The organism is Prosthecobacter sp. SYSU 5D2 (assembly GCF_039655865.1).
Lineage (GTDB): Bacteria > Verrucomicrobiota > Verrucomicrobiia > Verrucomicrobiales > Verrucomicrobiaceae > Prosthecobacter.
In genome coordinates this window covers 277910-300505 of the sequence record NZ_JBBYXL010000005.1, presented here as the reverse complement: position 1 = coordinate 300505, position 22596 = coordinate 277910, and the positions used below count along the sequence as shown (strand labels likewise).

Sequence of the window (22596 nt, the reverse complement as noted above, 5' to 3'; positions counted from 1 at the left end):
TGGTTAGGGGGGGATCAATCAATCAGAGCCAGGGCGCGCAGTCTTTCACGGATGATCTCACGCTCCGGCGGGTTGAAGCGCTGGAAGGGCTCGGCCATCTGGTCATCGCAGATGCCCAGCAGGGAGAGGCCGCATTTGATGCCCTTGATGATGGCGCTCTTGTGACGGCCCACGGTGTAAATGCTGCCGGCGAGTTTCATCACATCCGTGTGGAGCTGGCGTGTCAGCGGCAGGTCCTGTGAGGCGGCGGCCTCATACATTTTGACATACAGCCTCGGGTGCAGGTTGGCACCGCCGTTGATGCCGCCATGACCGCCGAGAAGGACGGCCTCGGCGGTGAGTTCCTCCGGTCCGACGAGGACGCTCCATTCCGGGCGCTCACGGGCGACTTCCATCAGACGGTGAAAATAGATCATGTCACAGGAGCTGTCCTTGACCCCGCAGATGCCGGGCATGTCCAGCGCCCGGCGGACCAGCTCGATGTCAAAGCTCACCTTGGTCAGCCCGGGCATGTTATAAAGGAACATCGGCAGAGGCATTTCCGCCACGAGGTCTTCAATGTACTGTTGCAGTTCAGGCGGTGCCGCCGGGAAATAATAGGGCGGTGCCGTCACCACTGCGCTGGCGCCTTGTTCAGCGGAGTATTGCGCCAGGTTCACGCTTTCCACAAAAGCCGTATCGGTAATGCCCACCAACACCGGCACACGATCCTTCACCAGCTCGCAGGTGCGCTCGATCAGCTCACGCCGCAGGCGGTAGCTCAGGCTGGGGGCCTCCCCGGTGGTGCCCAGGATGAAGAGCCCGTGCACACCCCCGGTGATGAGGTGCTCGACGAGCCGCTCCAGACCGGCAACGTCAAGGGTGTCGCGACCAGACAAAGGGGTGACCAGGGGCGGGATGATCCCGCGAATAGGTTGGGGTAAGGACATGTGGGTGGGACTGTCAGCTTGCCGCAGGCACCGCCTGAAAGGCAAGATCTTGCTTGTGCTCATCTTTGGCAGCCGGATGACGATTCTTGACTCTTGCCGCAAGAAGTCGTGAAGTTCTTCCTTTGATCTTGCTACCCCCGCCATGCCCGCCACTGAACAAGCCGACTACTTCTCCACCCAGGTGGTGCGCACCCGGCGTTTTTATTTGCCAGACTGGAAGGAACGCCAGCGCGAGCGTGGCGGCCTCTGCCTGGTAGGCGGCGGCTGCGAATGGTGCGCACCGGATTTTGTGGTGGACCGCCAGACCTTTCCCTACCTGGCCTTTGAGTTCGTCTCGCGTGGCAAAGGCCACGTCACCCTGGCCAACCGCATGCAGGAACTGGGGACCGGCCATGCGTTCTTTTTTGATCCGAACACCGCCCACGTCATCCGCTCCGATGCCGAGGAGCCCATGGTGAAGTACTTTTTCAATTTCACCGGTGCACGCGCCACCGCCCTGATGGAAGAGCTGGGCATTGGTGCTGGATCTCTTATCCGTGTGCTGGATGCAAGCCGCGTCATCACCTTGCTGGAAGAGGTCATTGACCATGCCCTGCGTGGAGGCCGGCTGGGCCTGCGTGCCGCCAGCGCTGCGTTGGAGCACGCGCTGGTCCTTTGCGCCGACAGCCGTCAGCCGGCGACGACGAAACTGGATCCCGCCTATGCCACCTATCTCCGCTGCCGGGGGCACATTTTGAGGAACTATCCGGTGCTCAGCAACATCGAGGAAGCCGCCCGCCACTGCCATGTTTCCGCAGCCTACCTGACCCGCCTTTTTAAACGCTACGATGTGGAAACACCGCTCGCCTGCCTGACCCGCCTGAAGCTCTCGCAGGCCGCCATCAAGCTCCGCCAGCCGGATGCCCAGGTCAAAGCCGTGGCCAGTGAGCTTGGCTACAAAAGCCCGGCCCATTTTTCTCGCGCCTTCAAAGCCTGGAGCGGGCGCTCGCCGACGGACATCCGCATGGATGGTTGAGGGTTTTTTGTTATGCCCGGTCATCCTGTCAGCCGGGGGCGGCAGTGCTTGCCCTCGGGCATATCCGCTTCATGTTGGACGGGTGTGCTTTGGGCAGCCGTTACACTGCGTATCACACAGCCAGACATGAGCGATTTAACCCCTCCCACATCTCGTCCCTCATCCTTGCCCCAGGTGAGCCGTTTGCTGGTGCCGGTGGATTTTTCTCCGGCGGGCCGCATGGCTGCCCGTACGGCAGCCGGCATTGCCAGAAAGCAGGGGGCAAAAATAACCCTTTTGCATGTGCTCACGCCCGTGACTCATGGGCCGGAAACCGTCATTCATGGGGAAAATTTTCAAGCTAAACGCCGCGCCTGTGCCCTGGCGGAACTGGAGTCCCTGAAAGATAGCCTGGCTGAGGGAACGGACGTTTCCTGCGCTCTCCGGGAAGGCTCTCCTTTTGAAGAAATCATCCGCTTTGCCCGCTCACATAAGACCGGCCTGATCGTCCTGCCCCGCACCCGGCAGCCAGGTCTCCTGTCCCAGCTTCTGGGAAGCACGGTGGAGCGTGTCGTGCATGAGGCACCCTGTGCGGTGCTGGTGCTGGCCGGTCCAGAAATATTGTGGCTGGACGAACCGCAGCATGTGCTGCTGACCACGGACTTTTCTCCTGATTCGCTGGCCGCCTTCCCGTGGGCGGAGAAGGTGGCCTGCACCTATGGCGCACGCGTCACCCTGACCCATGTCCAGGTGCCAATGGGCCTGCCCGGCACACGGGAGTACGCCCGCTATCATGATTCGATTGATGAGTTGCGGCAGGCGGCGGATGCCATGCTCATCAGCTTCCGCCAACGCCATCTCAGCCCCGCTGTTGAGGTTGATACAAGGGTTGTCGAAGGCACGCCTCATCGCGCCATCAACCGACTGGCCAGGCGGCTCAGCGTCTCACTCATCATCATCGCCGCCCATGGCGTGAAAGGCTGGCATCATATGCTCACAGGCAGCACCGCCCAGAGGGTCGTCCGGCACGCCACATGCGCTGTTCTTGTGGTCATGCCGCAGTCGCCAGTTTCCTCTCAGGCAGCTTAGTTTTGCTTTTCATGGACATTGCTTACATTCTCATCCCCTCCCTGCTCATCCTAGTGGTGCTCGCCTCCGTGTGGCTGGACCGCTTCAGCGTGCCCGTCATCCTGGTCGCGCTGGGGGCAGGCATTCTGTTTGGCAGCGATGTGCTGAATCTTTGGCACTTTGAGGATGTCGCCCTGACCAACCAGGTTGCCAACGTCGCGCTGGTCTTCATCCTTTTTCAGGGCGGTTTTGCCACCAAGCACAGTGACCTCAAGGCGGTGGCCCTCACGGCCGGCGGCCTGGCCACCTGGGGGGTCTTTCTCACCGCCGTCGCCTCCTTCTTTTGCCTTTGGGGCGTGCTGGGCTGGTCATACGAAAAGGCCCTGCTGCTCTCCGTCATCATATCCTCCACGGATGCGGCGGCCATCTTCTCCATTCTGCGCCGTCAGTCGCTGCCTCCGCGTCTTTCCGGCACCTTGGAAATCGAAAGTGCCGCCAATGACCCCATGGCCATCCTCATGACCATGGCCGCGATTGAAAGCCTCACCTCAGGGGAAAGCCAGGGCCTGGCCACCATCGGCATGTTCATCTGGAAATTCACCGCCGGTCCCGCCTTGGGATGGGTTCTGGCCCATGTGGCCCTCAGCATTTTCAACCGGCTGAATCCGCAGGATCGCGGTTATTATTATGTGCTGCTTCTCGGGGTGGTGCTGCTCACGTATGGCGTCACCGAGATGTGCCATGCCAGCGGCATGCTGGGCGTCTTCACCACCGGCTTTGTGATGGGGAACAGCCACTTCATTTACAAGCAGGGTGTGCGTAATTTCTCAGCAGCCCTGGCCACTATTGCCAACATCGGCGTCTTTGTGCTCATGGGCCTGCTGGTCTTCCCCAGCCGCTGGGCCACCCTGTGGGTGGAGGGGATCATCCTCTTTGCCGTGCTCACCTTTGTCGCCCGCCCGGTGGCCGTCTGGCTGGGCACTCTCGGCATGGGCCTGGATGCCAAAAGCAAGCTCTTCACCAGTTGGGCAGGCCTGCGTGGAGCTGTGCCCATCGTCCTCGCCACCTACCCCCTCGCCGCCGGGATGGAGGTGGGAGAGGATGTCTTTAACCTGGTTTTCTTCGCCGTCATTCTGTCCATCTCCATCCAGGGCTCCACCCTCACCTCGGTGGCCCGCTGGCTCAAGCTTTCCACGCCTTCCCGCCCCATGCGGCGTTATGGACTTGAACTCGTCACCATGGCCAAAAGCGAGCTTGATCTCGTCGTGGTGGACCTGCCTGACCCCAAAGGCAAACTCGGTCCCAGGATTCGCGATCTGAAGCTTCCTCCGGGTGCCATCATCACCCTCATCACCCGCGATAATGAGGTCCTTATCCCCAAGGGCAACTTCCGCCTCCAGGGCTGGGACCAGGTCACTGTGCTGGCCCGCATCGTGGAAGAAGACCAGGTGCGTGAAGCTCTGCTCAAACCTTTTGAGCAGGAAGATACGAATGGCCCCACCTCATTGAGCTCTCCAGAAGCAGCAACACCCCCGATCTTGTGATCAGATCAGCCATCTTTGTCATTACTTGATTTCGGTTTGGCACGCGAGGCGATTGTTGATTGCCCCAATGGGTAACGTGGGACATGTAAATCTACATTTCCGGCCTGTATCCTTCAGGCTCCATCACTTCAGCGCAAACTTCGTAATATGAGGATTGCGAAGACTGAATGAACCCTCGCGAATGACCTCGATGAAATCTGATCCCACCCTTGATTCGTCCGACTGGCACAAGCTGGAAACCTCTGAAGTCACCCGCCTGCTCGAATCCGATTGTGAGCATGGTTTGAGCGATGAGGAAGTGGAGCGGCGGCAGAAAAAATTCGGGGCCAATACCATGTCCGCGCGTTCCGGCACTCCGGCCTGGATGCGTTTCATTCAGCAGTTTAACCAGCCTCTGGTTTACATCCTCGTCGCCGCATCCGTCATCACGGGACTGCTTCAGGAGTGGGTGGATTCAGGCGTCATCTTTGGGGTGGTTTTGGCCAATGCCATCATCGGATTTATTCAAGAATCCAAGGCTGAAAAAGCCATTGATGCCCTCAACAGCATGGTCGTTACCGAGGCTACTGTCCGGCGTGGCGGTTATAAAAAGCGCATCCCTTCCTCCCAGCTCGTTCCGGGAGATGTGGTGCTGCTGCAAAGCGGCGACCGGGTGCCGGCGGATCTGCGCCTGTTCGATGTGAACAGCCTCCAGGTGGATGAATCTGCCCTCACGGGGGAGTCCGTGCCTGTTCAAAAACATGCTGATGTATTAGGACATGATGTTGTGCTGGCCGACCGTAAAAACCAGGCTTTTGCAGGAACCTCCGCCACCTATGGCACTGCGCAGGGGCTGGTTTCGGCCATTGGCGACAAGACAGAAACCGGGCGCATCGCCTGGCTGATTGCCGAGACCGTGGAGCTGTCCACCCCGCTCACCCGCAAGATCGCCGCCTTCAGCAAGCTGCTGCTGTGGGTCATCCTGGGGCTTTCCATTGTCACCTTCGTCGTCGGTGTCATGCGTGGAGAGCCTCCGGTGGATATGTTCATGGCTGCAGTTGCCCTGGCCGTTGGTGCCATCCCGGAGGGGCTGCCCGCCGCCGTCACCATTGTCCTGGCCATCGGCGTCAGCCGCATGGCCAAAAGGCGCGCCATCATCCGCAAGCTCCCCGCTGTGGAAACGCTCGGCAGCACCACCGTGGTATGCTCCGATAAAACCGGCACCCTCACGGAAAACCAGATGACCGTGCAGCGTGTGTATGCCGGCGGGCAGGAGTATCAAATCACCGGCGTGGGCTATGAGCCCAAAGGCCACTTGCTCGGTGAGGATGAAGCCAAACTGGAACTCGCAGACCATCCCGCGCTTCTTGAATGCCTGCTCGCGGGGGTGCTCTGCAATGATTCCCAACTCGTCATCGAAGATGGCAGGCACCTCATGCAGGGCGATCCGACCGAAGCCGCCCTGCTGGTGGCCGGTGCGAAAGCCGGCCTGGATCATGAGACCTCTATGAAGGAAGCGCCGCGTCACAGCATGATCCCCTTTGAATCCCAGCACATGTTCCGCGCCACTCTGCATGAGCATGAAGACGGGCGCGTCATTTACAAAGTCGGCGCTGTGGAGCGTCTTCTGGAGCGCTGCGCAGACATGCTCGGCAGCGATGGCAAAACAGTCCCGCTGGATAAAGAGGCCATCCGCGTGGCGGTTGAAAAAATGGCCTCGCAGGGCATGCGTGTCCTTTCCTTTGCCCGCAGTCATGACGTCCCGGAGGAGGGGGATCTGTCTCACGATCACGTCAAGGAAGGCATGACCTTTCTTGGCCTCCAGGGCATGATTGATCCTCCCCGCCCGGAGGCCATCGCGGCGGTCAAAGACTGCCGCATGGCGGGCATCCTCGTCAAAATGATCACCGGTGACCACGCCCTCACCGCCCGCGCCATCGCGGAAAAACTGGGCATTGCCGATGGTGACGGCGTCCAGACCATGACCGGGCAGGAGCTGGAAAAAATCAGCGATGCAGATCTCCCCGCCATCGCCCACCGGGTGGAGGTCTTCGCCCGCGTCGCCCCTGAGCAAAAGCTTCGTCTGGTCCGGGCTCTCCAGACCCACGGCCATGTCGTCGCCATGACCGGAGACGGCGTCAATGATGCTCCCGCGCTGAAGCAGGCGGACATCGGCATCGCCATGGGCATCACCGGCACGGATGTGGCCAAAGGCGCTGCCGACATGGTGCTTGTGGATGACAACTTCGCCACCATCAAAGCTGCTGTGGAAGAAGGGCGCGGTGTCTTTGACAACCTGCGCAAATTCATCGTCTGGACCCTGCCCACCAATCTGGGGGAAGGATCCATCATCCTTGTATCCATCATCTTTGGCCTCACCCTCCCCGTGCTGCCGGTGCAGCTTCTTTGGGTGAACATGACCACAGCGGTCTTCCTGGGCCTCATGCTCGTCTTTGAGCCCAATGAGCCCGACCTCATGCAGCGCCCGCCGCGTGATCCCAAGCGCCCGCTCCTGACCTTCCCCCTCTTCATGCGTACCGGACTGATTTCATCTATCATGATCCTTGGCTCTTTCTGGCTTTTCTTTGAAGAGTTGAAAACTCCCGGCGAGACCGAGCAGGAGGCCCGCACCGCCGTCATCAATGTCATCGTTATGGTGGAGGTCGCCTATTTGTTCAGCTGCCGTTCCTTAAACCATTCCCTCTTCTCCATCGGCCTCTGGACCAATCGTCTGGCCATCCTCGGTGCCTTCGGCATGATCTGTGCCCAGTTGCTCTTCACCTACACCCCTCTCATGAACAAACTCTTCCACACCATGCCTTTGGGGGCCAGTTCATGGGGCAAGATCCTCATTGTCACCCTTCTCTCCTTTGCTGCGGTGGAGTTTGAAAAATGGGTCCGCTTTGGTGGTGGCCGAGGCAAAGACAAACTCCCTGAATAATCTCTGATACCATGACCAACATCGCCTTTTACGATACCAAGCAATACGACCGCGAAGCCGTTCTCGCAGCCCCCGGCGCGGAGGCTTTAAACTGGACCTTTCACGACTTTCGCCTCACAGCGGAGACCGCTTCCACCGCCGCCGGTGCGGAAGCCGTCTGCGTGTTTGTGAATGACCGGCTCGACCGGCCTTGCCTGGAAAAACTCGCCTCTGCCGGGGTCAAGCTCGCCGCTCTTCGCTGCGCCGGATTCAACCAGGTGGACCTGCCTGCCGCGCGTGAGCTTGGCATCGCCATCACCCGCGTCCCAGCCTATTCCCCCCATGCCGTCGCGGAGCACGCCGTCGCCCTTTTGATGACCCTTAACCGCAAGATCCACCGTTCTTTCAACCGCGTGCGAGAGCATAATTTTTCCCTCGCCGGCCTTGTCGGATTTGATCTTTATGGCAAGACGGTGGGCATCGTTGGCACCGGCAAAATTGGTCGCTGCACCGCCCAGATCTTCCGGGGTTTTGGCACCCGTGTGCTCGCGCATGACCCCTTTCCCGTCAGTGACTGGGCTGCGGAAAACAACATCGAATACACTTCCATGGAAACGCTTTTGAAGGAGAGCGATGTCGTCTCCCTTCACCTCCCGCTGACACCGGAGACCCATCATCTCCTCAATGGCCAGACCCTGGCCCAGATGAAGCCCGGTGCCTATCTCGTCAATTCCAGCCGTGGTAAGCTGGTGGATACCACCGCCCTCATTGAGAGCCTGAAATCCGGCCACATCGGCGGAGTCGCCCTGGATGTGTATGAGGAGGAGGAAGGCATCTTCTTTGAAGACCTCTCCGGCCATGTCTTGCAGGATGACACCCTCGCCTTGCTGCTCTCGCTCCCCAATGTCCTCATCACCTCCCATCAGGCCTTTCTCACCCAGGAAGCCCTCGGCGAAATCGCCCGCGTCACCGTCGCCAATGTAAGCGCGGTAAAAGACAGCACTTTTCTGCCCGGCACCGTCCTGAAGTGACCTGAACTGAATCGCAGGCTTGGCAAAAGACCACATGACGCGCACAGTCAGCGCTCATGCACCTCCATGGTCAAATTTGTGTCATCACCGGAGCCGCGCGCGGCATCGGCCTCGCCACGGTCCACTCCCTCATTCAGCGTGGGGCCAAAGTGGTGCTTGTGGACCTCGACTTCGCCGCCCTCTCCGCTGCCATGAGTGGTCTCAACGAAGAGCAGGCGCTCACCATCATCGCCGATGTCAGCCGGGGGGAGGATGTCGCCCGCATCGTTACCGAGACCACCGCGCGCTGGGGGGATATCTCCGTGTGGATCAACAACGCCGGCCTGGCCCGCCATCGCTGGATCACCGACTACACCGAAGGCGAGATTGACGTCATGCTGGACGTGAATCTCAAAGGCACCATCCTCGGCTGCCAGGCCGCGCTCCGTTGCATGGCTCCCCATCGTCGTGGCCACATCATCAACATCATCTCCACCGCCAGCCTGCGCGGCATCCCCAGTGAGACCGTTTATTGCGCCGCCAAGTGGGGCGTGCGCGGCTTCACCCAGGGCCTGGCCGAAGAAGCCGCCCCGCATCGCATCCGCGTCACCGCCATCCTGCCCGGCGGCGTGGACACCGCCTTCTGGGATGAAGCCTCGCCTCGCACCGCGCCTAAGCAGCTTTTCCTCAAGCCCGAGCACATCGCCGACGCCATCCTCCGCTGTCTGGAAATGGACGACTTCTGCGTCCCCCGCGAGCTGGTCCTCCGCTCCCTGGATGACAGCGATTTCTCCGTCAAACCGGAGTGATGATATCATGAGTGGACTAACTTGACTAACTTTGGCCAAGCCCATAAACTCCCCTCATGACCACCATCACCACCCACGAGGCCAAAACCCACCTGTCCCGTTACCTCGCCGAGGTGGAGCAAGGCAAAGAATACATCATCGCCCGGGGGAAACACGCCGTCGCCATGCTGGTGCCTGTCCCGGCTGAACAAAAGAAAGCTCGCCCAAAAGTAGGCGAAACCCTCGACCCTCCGTTCGACATCCCAGACTCCGCTTTTGCACCGCTTACAGAAGAAGAACTGAAAGAATGGGGCCTATGAATTTCCTCCTCGATACGTGTACCTTTCTTTGGCTCGCCTTACCCCCGGGCCGCTTGTCAGATGAAGCCACCCGCCAGCTCAATGATCCCTTCAACCGTCTGTATCTCAGTGACGTCAGCGTCTGGGAGATCACCTTAAAACACTCCGGCGGCAAGCTGCCCTTGCCTGCTGCTCCTCGTCTCTGGCTACCCAGCAGACTGGCGTTTTATCACGTTCATCTCCTGCCCCTCACCCACGCCGCCATCTTCCGCAGCGGCGAGCTCCCGCGCAGCCACGTGGACCCCTTCGACCGCCTCCTCGCCGCCCAAGCCATCGAATCCGGCATGACCCTCCTCTCACCTGATCTGCCCCTGTCCCTGCTCGGAGCTTCACGGATGTGGTGACTCAAGGATCCAGCCAGGTTCTGAACTTTAGACGCGTTTCTTGCCCCATGCCTTTTCGCACCATCGAGATCTCCCTGCCGGAGTATGCCCCGGCAGGTGTTTCTTTTGTCACCGTCAAATCCTCCGCCTTAATGCGCCGCGCAGACCTCACTCTGTACGTGCCGCCAACCGCCCCTGCCGGTCCGCTGCCCTTGGTCATCCTGCTGCATGGAGTCTATGGCAGCCACTGGGCCTGGCTGTTTAAAGGCGGCGCACATAAGGTGCTGGACCGCCTGATCGCGGAGGAAAACCTGCCACCCATGATGCTCGCCATGCCTTCCGATGGTCTGTGGGGCGATGGCAGCGGCTACGCGCAACATGCCGGGGCGGACTGCCATCGCTGGATCGTCGAAGAAGTCCCCCAGGCCGCCACCCTCGTTGATCCCCGAGTTGCCCGGTCACCTCGTTTCATCGCGGGCCTGTCCATGGGCGGTTACGGCGCCATGCGCCTGGGGGCTCTCCATGCCGAAAAGTTCACTGCCATTAGCGCCCACAGCAGTTGCACGGACATCGCCCATCTGCACGGCTTTGTGGAAGAAACGTCCGCCCAATTTGTGCTGACGGAAAAGGAGCCGATGTCTGTCATCGAGTGTCTGACACAGAATGCGCACCGCCTGCCGCCGCTGCGTTTCGACTGCGGCAGTGACGACATCCTCATCGAGCACAACCGCACACTGCATCAGCAGTTAGACCAGGCCGGCATCCCGCATGTCTATGAAGAATTCACCGGCGGTCACACCTGGGAGTACTGGCATGAACACCTGGCAGACAGTCTGCGCTTTTTTGGTCAAACTATACGTTAGGTCAATACTGCCCTGTCGCCAGCATCACCAGAGTGCAGGCCTCCTCCGGACGGATGCCCGCATTCTCCAGCTTATCTTGCAGCTCCGGATTCTCCGAGCCGGGATTAAAAATCACCCGTCGCGGTTTCAATGCCATCAGCTTGTCCGCCAGCCCTGCCGAGATGGCCGGGCCAACATACATCGTCACGGTATCCACCGGGCCGGTCACCTCTCCCACATCGGCCAGCACCGGGCGGCCTTCGATCTCCTTATGCCTCGGATGCACCAGCACCACTTCATGCCCATGCCGCAGCAGGGCTTTCATGGCTTTGTGGGCATAGCGGTCTGGCCGGTCACTGGCACCGAGGATCACGACACGTTCAGGGGTACTCATAGGTTTTGATTGTTATCGTTTTCATCCAGGTGGAACAGATGCAGCGCGCGATGCGCCGCCGGGGCGAGTACAATGCCCATCACGGAAATGAACACCAGCCCGCTGAAGAGAGCATACGCACTGGCGAAGATCTTGGCGGCATCACTGTTCAGTTCACCCATGGGCCCCATGCCGCCGAGAATCATGGAGGCATTCAGCAGACTGTCCACCCAGCTCATTTCCGCAATGTATCGGTAGCCGAGGATGCCGATGATGAGTGCCACGCTGGCGATAGTCATGGCGAATCCGAAAAACTTGGCCATGCGCCAGGCAAAGACTGGCACGGATGCCAGCGGAGATTCACGAGGTTCAAACATCACGCAAAATGCAGCAGCCAGGCAATTTGCGCCAACAGCGTTTTTTCGGTGAACATTTTGCCCCTCAAGTCATCTCATTACAGTCTTGAATGCGGACCTGGCCCTGTCTATGCTACTTCTTAATTCAAGATGGGCGCTCTCGGGTTCCCGCCGTTCTTTGAAATCCCCTTTCCCGGGAAGAAAGCCTGACTGTTTCTTCCTTTCACTCTCCTGCAGTGTTCGTCATCGGGCTGTTAGTGACCCGGCCCGTTTTTATGACTCCGGGAGTCACGTGACCTGGGATGTCTTGTCATGCCTTCACTGGAAGACAGCGCCCTTGTTCATGGATTCCCACCTCGTCGCCCTTGGGATACGAGGTCCTCAGACCGGACGGCACAACGTGGGACTCAAAGCGCCCTGGCTCTTGTCCAGGGCGCTTTCATTTTTTGGGGGATGGGTGTGCATTCACATTCCCACCCCGTTCTCCTTATGCTAAACAGGCCATGTCATGGCCCAAGCGACCCTCCAGACCCAAAAGTCCTTTCTCGCTCTGGCGGTGGGAGGCAGCCATTTTGGCCAGTTGTTTGATGAACTGCCCGGAATCTCCTTCTTTGCCAAAAACCGGGATTTTCAGTTCGTCGCGGCCAACCGGCGCTTCTGGCGGAGGTTTGGCTTTCAATCGGAAGCGGAGTTGATTGGCAAAACGGACTTCGACCTTTTCCCGGTCCAGCTCGCCCGCAACTACCGGGTAGATGATGAGGAAGTCCTCACCACTGGAGAGCCCAAAAGACGCATCGTGGAGCCGTTTTTTAACCAGCAGGGGCTGCCGGACTGGTTCTTCACCAACAAGCTGCCGATGCGCTGCCCGCAGGGCCACATCATCGGTCTCATGGGGATTATTGAAAACTACGCTGCCGCCAGTGCGGTGAAGACGCCCTACTTCCAGCTCGACCGGGCCGTGAACCACATCCGGGAGCATTTTCGTGAACCCATCGCCATCACAGATCTCGCCACGCTGGCGGGGCTTTCCGTGCGCCAGTTCAACCGTCTCTTCCAGCAGGTCTTCCAGAGCAGCCCGCGTGATTTTCTGATCAAGACCCGCATCCAGGCGGCGTGTCAGGAACTGCGGCGAGGTGACCGGGACATCCGCGAGATCGCCCTGCACGCGGGCTTTTGTGACCAGAGCGCGCTGACCCTGCATTTCCGTCATCACATGGGCACGACGCCATCCCGCTACCGCAAGGAGCACCGACAGCGTGCCTCAGAAGCCGCAGATGACTGAGCCGCCGTTCGGTTGCACAAGCCATTGGTTATGCGATTTCGGCCATGAAGTGAAAGATGCCACGGCTTTGCGGTTGTCGCCCGAGGCCCTTGCTCCAGCATCGCCACCATGAACCACGGCGAATTTTTTCCCAACATCCCGCGTATTGCCTTCGAAGGCCCCAAGTCCCGCAACCCGCTGGCTTTCAAACACTACGACGCCGCTGAGCTGGTAGGTGGCAAGTCAATGAAGGAGCACCTGCGCTTTGCCTGTGCCTACTGGCACACCATGCGCAACGGTCTCTCGGACCCCTTCGGTGGCGCGACTGCCCAGCGCCCCTGGGATGATGGCACGGAATCTGTGGCGAATGCGCAAAAGCGCGTCTGGGCCATGTTTGAATTCATGCAGAAGACCGGCATCGAATACTACTGCTTCCATGACCGCGACGTGGCCCCGGAGCTGAATGATCTGGCCAGATCCAATGCCGCTTTTGATGCCGTGGCGGACGAGCTGGAGAAAGCGCAGAAGCAGACCGGCTGCAAGCTGCTGTGGGGCACGGCCTGCCTGTTCTCCCACCCACGGTATAACCAGGGGGCGGGCACCTCCCCATATGCGGATGTGTTTGCCTACGGCGCTGCCCAGATCAAAAAGGCCATTGATGTCACCCATCGCCTGGGTGGGGAAGGTTACACTTTTTGGGGCGGCCGTGAAGGTTATGCCACGCTGTGGAACACGAACATGAAGCGCGAACTGGATCATCTGGCCCGGCTCCTGCACATGGCCGTGGACTATAAAAAGAAGATCGGGTTTAAAGGGGCCTTCTACATTGAACCCAAGCCGCGCGAGCCCTCGACGCACCAGTATGATTCCGATGCTGCCGCCTGCCTCAATTTCCTTCGTGAGTATGGTTTGTTGGGTGAGCTTTCCCTGAATCTGGAAACCAACCACGCCACCCTGGCCGGTCACAGCATGATGCATGAGATGCGCGTGGCGAGAGAGGCCGGCGCGCTCGGCTCGGTGGATGCGAACACGGGGGATGAACTCATCGGCTGGGATACGGACCAGTTCCCGACGGACATCTACCTGACCACGCAGATCATGATCGAAGTCCTGAAAATGGGCGGCTTCACCACCGGCGGCCTGAACTTTGATGCCAAAACGCGTCGGGAATCCTTTGAGCCAGAAGACCTTTTTCACGCCCACATCGGCGGCATGGACGCCTTCGCCCGGGGGCTCAAGATCGCCCACGCCATCGTCAGCGACGGGCGGATGGATGACTTTGTGAAATCCCGTTACGAGAGCTTTGATTCCGGCATTGGTGCCCGCATTGAGGCAGGAGCGGTCACGTTGGAGGAACTGGAGGCTTACACGCTCGGCAAAGGCGAACCCGCCACCCGTAGCGGCCGCCAGGAGATGCTGGAGAATCTGATTAACGACTTCATCTGAGCCGGAATGTGATGATGCCACAGGCTGCGGCCGCCATCGATAGCGGCCGCAGCATTTTTTTGTCTTGGGCCCTGAGATGCATGGGGGGGGCGAAGTGGCTGGCTGCCTGGGTGATCATGAAAAATCACCAGACATCCAAAAAAGAGCAGGGGGACGATGTGTGGGTGTCCAGCCCCATGCTGCTGCCTTGAGAGCAGGATGCAGCGGGCGAGATTCCTTTATCTCCTCATTGAACGATCATGCCCACCTCTTCCAAAGCCGCTTCAACACCTGCGCCCAAATGTCCATATACCGGACAGGCCCCCGCAGAAACGCACCAGACTGCCAGTGACTTGAAACAGACGCTCACCACCAACCACGGCGTCCCCATCTCCGACAACCAAAACTCCCTGAAGGCAGGGCTGCGCGGCCCTACCTTGCTGGAGGACTTTGTGCTGCGCGAAAAGATCACCCACTTCGACCACGAGCGAATCCCGGAGCGCATTGTCCATGCGCGGGGTTCAGGGGCGCATGGTTACTTCCAGGTGTATGAATCTCTGGCTGACATCACCAAGGCGGCTTTTTTGCAAAATCCGAAGGTGAAGACAGAGGTCTTTGTCCGCTTTTCCACCGTGGCCGGTGGTGCAGGATCGGGTGACCTGCCGCGTGATGTGCGCGGTTTTGCGGTGAAGTTTTATACGACTGAGGGTAATTATGACCTGGTGGGTAACAACATCCCGGTCTTCTTCATTCAGGACGCGATGAAGTTTCCGGATCTGGTCCACTCTGTGAAAATGGAGCCTGATCGCGGCTTCCCGCAGGCGGCTTCCGCGCATGATAACTTTTGGGACTTCGCCTCCCTCAGCCCGGAGACCATGCACATGCTCATGTGGACCATGTCAGACCGCGCCATCCCGCGCTCCCTGCGCATGATTGAGGGATTCGGCGTGCACACCTTCCGCCTGGTCAATGCCGAGGGCGTTTCCAGATTCGTCAAATTCCACTGGCGGCCCAAGCTGGGGGCCGCCTTTGTCCTGTGGGATGAAGCGGTGAAAATCAACGGGGCGGATCCTGACTTCCATCGTCGTGACCTTTGGGACTCCATTGAAAAAGGCGACTTCCCGGAGTGGGAGCTGGGACTGCAAGTCTTTGATGAGGAAACAGCCGCCACGTTGGACTTCGATGTCCTGGATGCCACCAAGCTCATCCCGGAAGAAATCGTCCCCCTGCGCATGGTGGGCAAGCTGGTTCTGAACCGCAATGCGGACAACTTTTTTGCGGAGACGGAGCAGGTGGCCTTCCTGCCTTCCAACATTGTGCCAGGCATTGAATTCTCCAATGATCCTCTCCTGCAGGGCCGCCTGTTCTCCTACCAGGACACGCAGCTCTCGCGGCTGGGCGGGCCGAACTTTCACCAAATTCCTGTCAATGCACCGCGCTGCCCGATGCGCAATTTCCAGCGTGATGGTCTGCGGCAGATGGAGGTGCCGAAAGGCCGGGTGAACTACGAACCGAACAGTTTCGATGGCGGTGCTCCTCGTGAAAATCCCACGCACGGATTTGTCACATATCCGGAAGAAATGGATGGGGCCAAACTGCGTAAACGATCCGAAACATTCGCGGACCACTATTCCCAGGCACGCCAATTTTACCGTTCCATGACTGCTCCAGAGCAAACCCACATCATCAGCGCTTTCGCCTTTGAGCTGGCGAAAGTGGAAACCAAACCCATCCGCCTGCGGATGCTGGGGCACCTAGCCAATATTGATTCCGAGCTTCATGACGGAGTCGCCGAGGCCCTCGGGATGAGCGAAGAAGCCGAGGCCATCACACCCGCTGTGGCCTCCCGCGATCTGGATCCATCTCCGAGTCTGAGTCTGATTCACAAAGCACCCGTGACGCTTCAGGGACGCAAGATCGGCGTGTTGGTCACGGAAGGATTTGATTCCACTATGCTGATGTCCTTGCAGCAGCGGGCGAAAAAGGAAAAGGCTTCTGTAGCCGTCATTGCCCCTAAAGTGGGCGGGGCCATGGACAGTGAAGGAACGCTCTTTGAGGCCGATTTCCCCATCTCCGGCGGGCCGTCCATTTTCTTTGATGCCGTGGTCATCCTCGCGTCCGAAGAAGGTGCGCAGGATCTCGCCACCCAGGCTGCGGCGGTAGACTGGGTGAGCAATGCCTTTGCTCACTTGAAAGTCATCGGCCACACACCTGAAGCCCAGCCCTTGCTAGATCGCGCTGGGGTGAAGCCCGATGAAGGCATCCTGCCTTTGCCGACTGAAACCGCCCTTTCCAAATACATCACCACCGCCAAAAAAGGCCGCCTTTGGGAGCGCGAGTGTGCGCTTAGAAGGCCGGGTTAATTGAGTGACAGCCAAGCTGGTAACACTCGTCTCATTGCCGGGAGGTCCCTGGCAATGAGACTTTTTTATGATGCGTTCCTTTTGGTTAGTCGCCCTGCTTCATTACCTCCTCCGCCATCTTTTCAAACTCCGCTTCCTTCTCCGTGCCAATGGCCTGATAAGCCTCCCAGCCCAGCTTGTGCTCCCCGGTTTCGGTGATGATGCCCAGGCGCAGGCCGCCTTCCTGGACGGGCATGTCCTGATAACGGTGCAGGTGATAGGCCTCGATGGTCTTCAGCGGCTGCAGTTTGCGGAACATGTAAATGAGGCCGGCCACCTGGCGGCGCTGGTCCTCCAGGCTGAGTGTGGGTGTATTAAAACCCTGCTCTGACAACAGGATGCCGCGCGGTTTCCCCGCGAACAAAAAGCGTGACTGCTCAAGGAAGGCGGGCAGCACTTCGATATTTTTTGGTGTAATGTAAGGGGTGTCGAAATCCTGCGTCAGGTCCGCGTCTTTCCAGGTGTCCGGATTGCGCAGATCCCGAGGATACGGGTGGTAGGCCACACCCCATTCGAAGTCCCCCTCGGCACGGGCCATTTCGGCGAACAGCTCCAGCATGTCCCTCACGATGTAGGTGCCGCTGCCGCTGCTCTTTTTCGCCCAATGATGCGTGAGCGAGATGAACACACGTGCATGCGGATCAAACAGCCGCGCCGTGTGATGCATGAGCCTGGCGGAGCGCATATAGGTTTCCAAATAACGTGCCAGCGGCTGCGCGCCCATGTTGGTCCATGTGGCACCCTGATCAATTTCATTGTGCATGATCCAGTTGCTTACCCGGCCACAGGAACCGTCCGCTCGTGTCCATCGCTCCGCCATGAGATGCAGCGCGGCACGGTAAAATTGCGCCGGTTCCTCCGCTGTCAGATTGGGGATGGAATAGATACCGCGTAATTCCGCTTCTGGATGAGTGAGAGACATCCCAGGTTTTCCATCGGCACCACGCCCATTGCCCACCAGCAGGATGGCGCTGACGATGATCTTCTTCTCCGCCATGAGGCGCAGCGAGATGTCATGACCTTCGATCTGCTTTTCGTTCAAGTAATAGGTGCGGCCTTCAAACTTCCAGGGCGTCCATCCTGGAGCCGCCGTTTCACGGATAAGCGCATGCAGAACGACGTTCATGGTCGCATGGCGTACGCCGAGGTTGAAGATGTCATGATCCGCATTCCGTACCGGTGGCATGCCGATGCCCTTCTGGTGCGGAGCGGTCAGCTTCGGTATGTTGCGCCCCACCGCCGGGCCGTAAGCCGTCGGCCACATGGCTCGCGAGGCCCATTGACCGTCAGGGCCCAGCAGGCGCCAGCGCCACAGAGCGCGGTCCTTTTGGCTGCCCTCCACCACCCTCGCGATGGTCAGCTTGAAGGCACCTTTGGCATCCGGTTTTGCGTCTGCGTCCACCGCACCTTTATCCGCCTGAAAGGAAACCATTTCCGGCGGAATTCCCACCACTTTCACCGGTCCCGCAGCGCGGCCGATCAGCGTGATTTCCTTTGCACCTACATGCACTGTTTGGAGCGTGGCTTCCGTGTTCAACCGGATATCAGCCAGGATGGCAGCGGCCTGCGCCTCCCTTTCAGCCATGATTTTTTCGCGGTTCGCAGCCAGGGTTTTCTCTTCCGCATTTGTCTCACGCAGCCGGATGCGGCGCAGTTGTACCTCTGTGCCTGCGGCTCCGTTCAGCGCAAAATGAAACCGCATCTCCGGATGTCCCGCCGCCGGTTTCACTTCCAGTTGTCCCAGGTCAAACGCCAGCGGCTGCCAGGTCTCCGCCAGTGGCACGGGCAGCTGCTCCGCCACCGCCATCTCCCCGCTGGCGACGCGGTATCTTAACACCACCGATTCCAGGCCCGAGGGCGCAAAATATTCCAGGGCGAGGACGGTGTGCTCATCCACTTTGTAATCGCCTGACACGATCCCTGTCCAGAAATGCGGATGGCCCTCGCCCAGTTTAAGTTCCAGCACTGTCTCCGGCTGCACACGCACCTCCACATCCTTGTGGGGTCCCAGCCCCAAAGGAATCTCCCCACCCAGTGCGGCTGCCGCATGGAACAAAATCATTACCCTGCCCAAAAATCGAATCATGGCCGCAAACAACGTGTTGCCTGGACCCAATCTCCCCAGCTGCTTTTAATAAAATAGCATTTATCAGGTGGGAAATGAAAGCTCCTCATGAGCCTCGAGGAGCCCTTGATTGCCGGATTTAAACACAAAGGTACAATCTCACGCCAGCGCCATCCCCTCATACCCGCCGGACCTCTCCGCCTCACTGGCCGCAAAGCCCGGATTTTCGATCCGCCAGTGCCGGGGCACCTCCCAGGGGGCCAGCGCTGCGCAGGCTTTGGATTTAAATTCACAGGTGAGCTGCTCAGGCGTCACGCCCAGGCAGGCGACCACGTCCTGCACGCGTTCGGCATCGCGGCTCGGCTGGCCGTGGATGCGCACGTGGCGCACACCTGTGGCGGTGCGGATCTTTTCGGCGATGACTGCCGGGCTCAGCTTACGGCTGGCGACATTGATTCCCGGCCCCTCGCAGGCGTCATACGTCAGTGCATTCCCGCGTAGGGTGATGCGGTCCCAGGTTCGGTGACGGCCCAGGGAAAAAAGCTCCCCGGGCTGGACCGTGTCATAACCCAGGCCCACGGCATCACTGGCCACCACGAGGCGTCCATTTTCGACTGCTGCCTGCACGCCCGGCAGGAGGGTGCCCAGATCCCCCGCCTCTGTTCGCGGCTCATTGCCTGTATCATAGCTGATAGCCCCCGTCTCGCTGGTGCCGTAAAGATTGTGCAGCTTCAGATGAAAAGTTTCCCGCACCTTGGCCTCCAGTTCCAGTGTCAGCGGAGATCCGGCGGAGACGGCCAGCTTCACGCGGGAAAGGTCCAGCCCGGAGAGCAGCCAGGCCTTCCACATCGCCGGCACACCGGGTAAAAACACCCGCTCATGCTGGCCCAGCGCCTCGGTCATGCCGCAGGGAAAGGGGGTGGGCAGCCAGTGCGTGGGCAGGCCGTTTAGCAGCGTCTGCAAAACCGTTGTCGTCAGGCCGAAGCTGTGAGCCACGCTCAGAGGGGCCAGAGCCACATCGCAGCTGTTCAGTCCCATCGCATCGTGCAGCCGGTCCACATCCGCCGCCACTTGCGCAAAGGTAAAGAACTGGCATCGGCGCACGCCTGAGCTGCCCACTGTCTGCTTCACCAGGGCCGCATTCCGTGGCACACAGCAGGCAGGCACCCGGCGGGAGCGGTCCTTTTCCACCAGTTGCACGGGCCGTCCGGTCAAAAAACCCGCCAGCAGCGCCGTGGTAATCTCCGGGCCGTCCCCCTGGGCCAGGTAATGCCGTCCCAGCCGCCCGCAGATCTTTGACGGCAGCGCCCGCGCTGCCGTCTCCAGGGCACGAAAAGACAGGGCACCCCCAGGGTGCCAGAGCGCTACATCATCGCCGCGCAAGTTAAGGATTTGTTTCCAACGGTCAGCAAACATTTGAACTCTCCGCTGCGCACGGCTAAACCAGACAGCACAGGGATTGAGCCAGGACTGTGCCAGCCCGTCCCTGTCAGTTCAAGCCCAGGAATCCATTCCCTGGCCATCAGCGTTCTTTTTCCCGTGGTCTCAGTTCCTTCCCAGCGCATTCTCATCACCGGAGCCGGCATCGTCTCGCCCCTCGGGCTGGACTGGCAGGAAAACGAAACCTCTTTTCGGGCAAACCGCACGGCCTTTCGCCCTGTGACGATGTTTGATGTCAGCCAGCGCATCGCCAAGACCGCCGCGCATGTGGACCTGCCCACCGAGCGCCTCTTTTTTAAAACCCCACGTCGCCGCGAGGCGCTCATTGACCGTGGCACCAAAATGCTCCTCCTGGCCCTGCGGGAAACCTTAGCCATGGCCAAAATGTCCGGCCTGGAAGGCGTGGATGCCATCATCATCGGCACCTCCGCCGGGGCCATGGGCATCGGGCAGGATTACTTCCGCCACGCCACCAGCAGTCCGGCCAAGATCCCCGGCCAGATCTCGCGGCTGGAGTTTTACCAGCCGCAGCGCCAGCTCAATGCCATCGCCCAGGAATTTGGGTGGCATGGCCCCATGATTATCGTTTCCAATGCCTGCGCCAGCGGGGCCAATGCCATCGGCGATGCCATGGCCATGATCCAGACGGGGAAGGCCCGGCGCGTCATCGCCGGCGGTTACGATGCCCTGGCCGAGCTTGTCTATGCGGGGTTCGATACCCTCCGCGCCCTCGCCCCCAGCGGCATTCCCCGGCCCTTCGATGCCGCCCGCGACGGCCTTGCCCTGGGCGAAGGTGCCGCCCTCGTCCTCCTGGAAAGCGAATCCGCCGCTGCCGAGCGCCGTGCCGAGGCCATCGCCGTCGCCGCCGGATATGCCACCGCCACCGACCTCCACCACCTCACCCAGCCAGATCCCGCCGGCAAGGCCGCCATCCGCACCATGACAGGTGCCTGCGCCATGGCGGGCATCACTCCGGGTGAAGTCAGCTACATCAATTCCCACGGCACCGGCACTCCTTATAATGATGTGGCGGAAGCCAGCGCCATCCAGGCCTGGGCCGGAGCGGATGCCGCCAAAATATCCCTCAGCTCCACCAAGTCCGCCATGGGCCACCTCCTGGGCGGAGCCGGAGCTGTGGAGGCCGTCATCTGCCTCATGGCCATGCGTGGCCAGTGGATGCCCGGCAGCCTGAACATCCGCGAAACCGACCCTGCTGTCAGCTTTGACCTCGTCCACAGCTTCCGCGAAGCCCCCGTACCCATCGCCCTCACCAACAGCTTCGGCTTCGGTGGGACCAATGCCACCCTTGTTTTTACCCAATGCGAGGCCGCCCCCGGCAAGGCCAGGAATGACGAATGCAGAATGACGAATGACGAATCTGAGGCGCTGGCGGTTCCTCATTCGTCATTCTCCCCCCTCCGCATCTCCGGCGTTGGTGCCGTCTCACCTGCCGGTTGGGGCACCGCCTCTCTCGCTGCCACCATGCAGGAGCGCACCGCCCTTCCCAGCACCAACTGTGCCCGCACCGTCGGTAAGCGTGACTGGGACTGCCCCGTCCGCCTGGCCCCCGCTTCGCCTCCAGACCGCCTGCCAAAATTTCCCCGACTCCGCCGCGCCAGCCCCATCACCAAATTCACCATGGCCGCCGCGCTGGAGGCCCTGGAGCAGGCGGGTTTCCCGCAAGGCCAGGGCGCGGGCCGCCTCGGCATCGTCCAGCTCATGTTCAACGGCTGCGTGCAGTTCAGCGGCAAATTTTACCATGAGGTCATTGAGACCCCCGCCCTGGCCAGTCCCCTCATCTTCCCTGAGACCGTCTATAACGCCCCCGCCTCCCATGTAGCCGCCTTCCTGGGTGTGGACGGCCCTGCCACCACCCTCATCGGGGAATCCAGCGCCATCATCGAGGCGGTCTCCATGGCCCACACCTGGCTGCTTCAGGAGCTTGTGGATCACGTCCTTGTCATCGGATCGGAGGAGTGTGACTGGCTCGGAGCCGAGGCCGTCCACTATTACCACCCGGATCTCCATGCCACAGAAGGTGCCGCCGCCCTCCTTCTCAGTCTCAATGGCCCCGGCTTAAAGCTCATCCACACTTCTGCTCTCCCCTTTCATAGCGAGGCCGAAAGAGCCGCCCACCTCCTCGCCCTCGCCCAGCAGCCGCAGTTTAACCAGGCCCACCACCTCACCGGCCTCTCTGGTATTTCCCTCCTGGACCAATCTGAATCTGCCGCCCAAGCAGCGGGGATAGACTGCTCACCGCCCGCCACCACCCATCATCTCCGCCAGGTTTTGGGTGAAAGCATGGGTGCCTTCGGTGCCCTTCAGCTTGCTCTCGCCGCCACCCTCGCCCGCCAGACGGGTGACTCTGTATCCATCACTCTTCCCGGCACCCTCTGTGCCGCCTATGGGGCCGTTGTGGAGGTGCCGTAGACAGTCAGTCGTGCCTGCGCCATCCGCTTGCCAAGATAACGACAGGATAAAAAAACCGCAGCCCCTTTCTCGGTAAAGGGCTGCGGTG

The 22596-nt window shown here is 60.1% G+C and carries 18 protein-coding genes; 13 read left to right on the top strand and 5 right to left on the bottom strand.

Annotated features, from left to right (window positions below; all coding sequences use genetic code 11):
• Window positions 1–14: 14 nt before the first annotated feature.
• Window positions 15–929, bottom strand: a complete 915-nt coding sequence (locus WJU23_RS10460) for a dihydrodipicolinate synthase family protein (protein WP_346332506.1) — start codon at window positions 927–929, stop codon at window positions 15–17.
• Window positions 930–1071: 142 nt separating this feature from the next.
• On the opposite strand from WJU23_RS10460, the gene WJU23_RS10455 reads away from it, so the two are divergent.
• From WJU23_RS10455 to WJU23_RS10415, 9 genes are all read left to right on the top strand, one after another.
• Window positions 1072–1944: an AraC family transcriptional regulator gene (locus WJU23_RS10455; RefSeq protein WP_346332505.1), complete on the top strand. Its 873-nt coding sequence runs from the start codon at window positions 1072–1074 to the stop codon at window positions 1942–1944.
• 126 nt (window positions 1945–2070) lie between these two features.
• Window positions 2071–3012: a universal stress protein gene (locus tag WJU23_RS10450; RefSeq protein ID WP_346332504.1), complete on the top strand. Its 942-nt coding sequence runs from the start codon at window positions 2071–2073 to the stop codon at window positions 3010–3012.
• Between the two features lie 11 nt (window positions 3013–3023).
• The gene (locus tag WJU23_RS10445; RefSeq protein WP_346332503.1) at window positions 3024–4535 is read left to right on the top strand and encodes a potassium/proton antiporter; all 1512 of its coding nucleotides are present in this window, start codon (window positions 3024–3026) and stop codon (window positions 4533–4535) included.
• A gap of 190 nt (window positions 4536–4725) precedes the next feature.
• Window positions 4726–7455 (top strand): cation-transporting P-type ATPase, encoded by a 2730-nt coding sequence (locus tag WJU23_RS10440; RefSeq protein WP_346332502.1) that lies wholly within the window; start codon window positions 4726–4728, stop codon window positions 7453–7455.
• Window positions 7456–7466: 11 nt separating this feature from the next.
• Window positions 7467–8465, top strand: a complete 999-nt coding sequence (locus tag WJU23_RS10435) for a 2-hydroxyacid dehydrogenase (RefSeq protein ID WP_346332501.1) — start codon at window positions 7467–7469, stop codon at window positions 8463–8465.
• 56 nt (window positions 8466–8521) lie between these two features.
• Window positions 8522–9253, top strand: coding sequence for an SDR family oxidoreductase (locus WJU23_RS10430; protein WP_346332500.1), 732 nt, complete (start codon window positions 8522–8524; stop codon window positions 9251–9253).
• Window positions 9254–9309: 56 nt separating this feature from the next.
• Window positions 9310–9552 (top strand): type II toxin-antitoxin system Phd/YefM family antitoxin, encoded by a 243-nt coding sequence (locus WJU23_RS10425; protein ID WP_346332499.1) that lies wholly within the window; start codon window positions 9310–9312, stop codon window positions 9550–9552.
• Window positions 9549–9935 carry a type II toxin-antitoxin system VapC family toxin gene (locus WJU23_RS10420; RefSeq protein ID WP_346332498.1) on the top strand — a complete coding sequence of 129 codons (387 nt, stop codon included), beginning with the start codon at window positions 9549–9551 and terminating at the stop codon, window positions 9933–9935. The genes WJU23_RS10425 and WJU23_RS10420 overlap by 4 nt, the downstream gene beginning before the upstream one ends.
• Before the next feature lie 47 nt (window positions 9936–9982).
• Complete coding sequence (locus tag WJU23_RS10415; RefSeq protein WP_346332497.1) at window positions 9983–10777, top strand: alpha/beta hydrolase-fold protein; 795 nt, start codon at window positions 9983–9985, stop codon at window positions 10775–10777.
• A gap of 1 nt (window position 10778) precedes the next feature.
• Here the strand turns inward: WJU23_RS10415 and WJU23_RS10410 are convergent, their stop codons facing one another.
• Window positions 10779–11150 carry a CoA-binding protein gene (locus WJU23_RS10410; protein ID WP_346332496.1) on the bottom strand — a complete coding sequence of 124 codons (372 nt, stop codon included), beginning with the start codon at window positions 11148–11150 and terminating at the stop codon, window positions 10779–10781.
• Window positions 11147–11506, bottom strand: a complete 360-nt coding sequence (locus WJU23_RS10405) for a hypothetical protein (protein ID WP_346332495.1) — start codon at window positions 11504–11506, stop codon at window positions 11147–11149. Before WJU23_RS10405 ends, WJU23_RS10410 begins: the two co-directional genes overlap by 4 nt.
• A 487-nt stretch (window positions 11507–11993) precedes the next feature.
• On the opposite strand from WJU23_RS10405, the gene WJU23_RS10400 reads away from it, so the two are divergent.
• The 3 genes from WJU23_RS10400 (at window position 11994) to WJU23_RS10390 (ending at window position 16534) form a co-directional block, all read left to right on the top strand.
• Window positions 11994–12767 carry an AraC family transcriptional regulator gene (locus WJU23_RS10400; protein WP_346332494.1) on the top strand — a complete coding sequence of 258 codons (774 nt, stop codon included), beginning with the start codon at window positions 11994–11996 and terminating at the stop codon, window positions 12765–12767.
• A 108-nt stretch (window positions 12768–12875) separates the two neighbouring features.
• Entirely contained in the window at window positions 12876–14192 is a 1317-nt protein-coding gene (gene xylA / locus WJU23_RS10395; RefSeq protein WP_346332493.1) for a xylose isomerase, read from the top strand.
• 239 nt (window positions 14193–14431) lie between these two features.
• Entirely contained in the window at window positions 14432–16534 is a 2103-nt protein-coding gene (locus WJU23_RS10390) for a catalase (protein WP_346332492.1), read from the top strand.
• A gap of 85 nt (window positions 16535–16619) precedes the next feature.
• Here the strand turns inward: WJU23_RS10390 and WJU23_RS10385 are convergent, their stop codons facing one another.
• Together WJU23_RS10385 and WJU23_RS10380 are read right to left on the bottom strand one after the other, a co-directional pair.
• Window positions 16620–18659 (bottom strand): DUF5722 domain-containing protein, encoded by a 2040-nt coding sequence (locus WJU23_RS10385; RefSeq protein WP_346332491.1) that lies wholly within the window; start codon window positions 18657–18659, stop codon window positions 16620–16622.
• A 138-nt stretch (window positions 18660–18797) separates the two neighbouring features.
• On the bottom strand, window positions 18798–20054 hold the full coding sequence (locus tag WJU23_RS10380) for an AMP-binding protein (RefSeq protein ID WP_346332490.1): 1257 nt from the start codon (window positions 20052–20054) through the stop codon (window positions 18798–18800).
• Between the two features lie 123 nt (window positions 20055–20177).
• On the opposite strand from WJU23_RS10380, the gene WJU23_RS10375 reads away from it, so the two are divergent.
• Window positions 20178–22508: a beta-ketoacyl-[acyl-carrier-protein] synthase family protein gene (locus tag WJU23_RS10375; RefSeq protein WP_346332489.1), complete on the top strand. Its 2331-nt coding sequence runs from the start codon at window positions 20178–20180 to the stop codon at window positions 22506–22508.
• Window positions 22509–22596 lie beyond the last annotated feature (88 nt).

Excerpts from the sequence above, each read along its gene's own strand:
- WJU23_RS10400 (WP_346332494.1), top strand. The coding sequence starts at position 11,994 with ATGGCCCAAGCGACCCTCCAGACCCAAAAGTCCTTTCTCGCTCTGGCG.
- WJU23_RS10445 (WP_346332503.1), top strand. The coding sequence starts at position 3,024 with ATGGACATTGCTTACATTCTCATCCCCTCCCTGCTCATCCTAGTGGTG.
- WJU23_RS10440 (WP_346332502.1), top strand. The coding sequence starts at position 4,726 with ATGAAATCTGATCCCACCCTTGATTCGTCCGACTGGCACAAGCTGGAA.
- WJU23_RS10385 (WP_346332491.1), bottom strand. The coding sequence starts at position 18,659 with ATGATTCGATTTTTGGGCAGGGTAATGATTTTGTTCCATGCGGCAGCC.
- WJU23_RS10430 (WP_346332500.1), top strand. The coding sequence starts at position 8,522 with ATGCACCTCCATGGTCAAATTTGTGTCATCACCGGAGCCGCGCGCGGC.
- WJU23_RS10425 (WP_346332499.1), top strand. The coding sequence starts at position 9,310 with ATGACCACCATCACCACCCACGAGGCCAAAACCCACCTGTCCCGTTAC.
- WJU23_RS10455 (WP_346332505.1), top strand. The coding sequence starts at position 1,072 with ATGCCCGCCACTGAACAAGCCGACTACTTCTCCACCCAGGTGGTGCGC.
- WJU23_RS10420 (WP_346332498.1), top strand. The coding sequence starts at position 9,549 with ATGAATTTCCTCCTCGATACGTGTACCTTTCTTTGGCTCGCCTTACCC.
- WJU23_RS10460 (WP_346332506.1), bottom strand. The coding sequence starts at position 929 with ATGTCCTTACCCCAACCTATTCGCGGGATCATCCCGCCCCTGGTCACC.
- WJU23_RS10390 (WP_346332492.1), top strand. The coding sequence starts at position 14,432 with ATGCCCACCTCTTCCAAAGCCGCTTCAACACCTGCGCCCAAATGTCCA.
- WJU23_RS10415 (WP_346332497.1), top strand. The coding sequence starts at position 9,983 with ATGCCTTTTCGCACCATCGAGATCTCCCTGCCGGAGTATGCCCCGGCA.
- WJU23_RS10410 (WP_346332496.1), bottom strand. The coding sequence starts at position 11,150 with ATGAGTACCCCTGAACGTGTCGTGATCCTCGGTGCCAGTGACCGGCCA.
- WJU23_RS10450 (WP_346332504.1), top strand. The coding sequence starts at position 2,071 with ATGAGCGATTTAACCCCTCCCACATCTCGTCCCTCATCCTTGCCCCAG.
- WJU23_RS10435 (WP_346332501.1), top strand. The coding sequence starts at position 7,467 with ATGACCAACATCGCCTTTTACGATACCAAGCAATACGACCGCGAAGCC.
- WJU23_RS10405 (WP_346332495.1), bottom strand. The coding sequence starts at position 11,506 with ATGTTTGAACCTCGTGAATCTCCGCTGGCATCCGTGCCAGTCTTTGCC.
- WJU23_RS10380 (WP_346332490.1), bottom strand. The coding sequence starts at position 20,054 with ATGTTTGCTGACCGTTGGAAACAAATCCTTAACTTGCGCGGCGATGAT.
- xylA (WP_346332493.1), top strand. The coding sequence starts at position 12,876 with ATGAACCACGGCGAATTTTTTCCCAACATCCCGCGTATTGCCTTCGAA.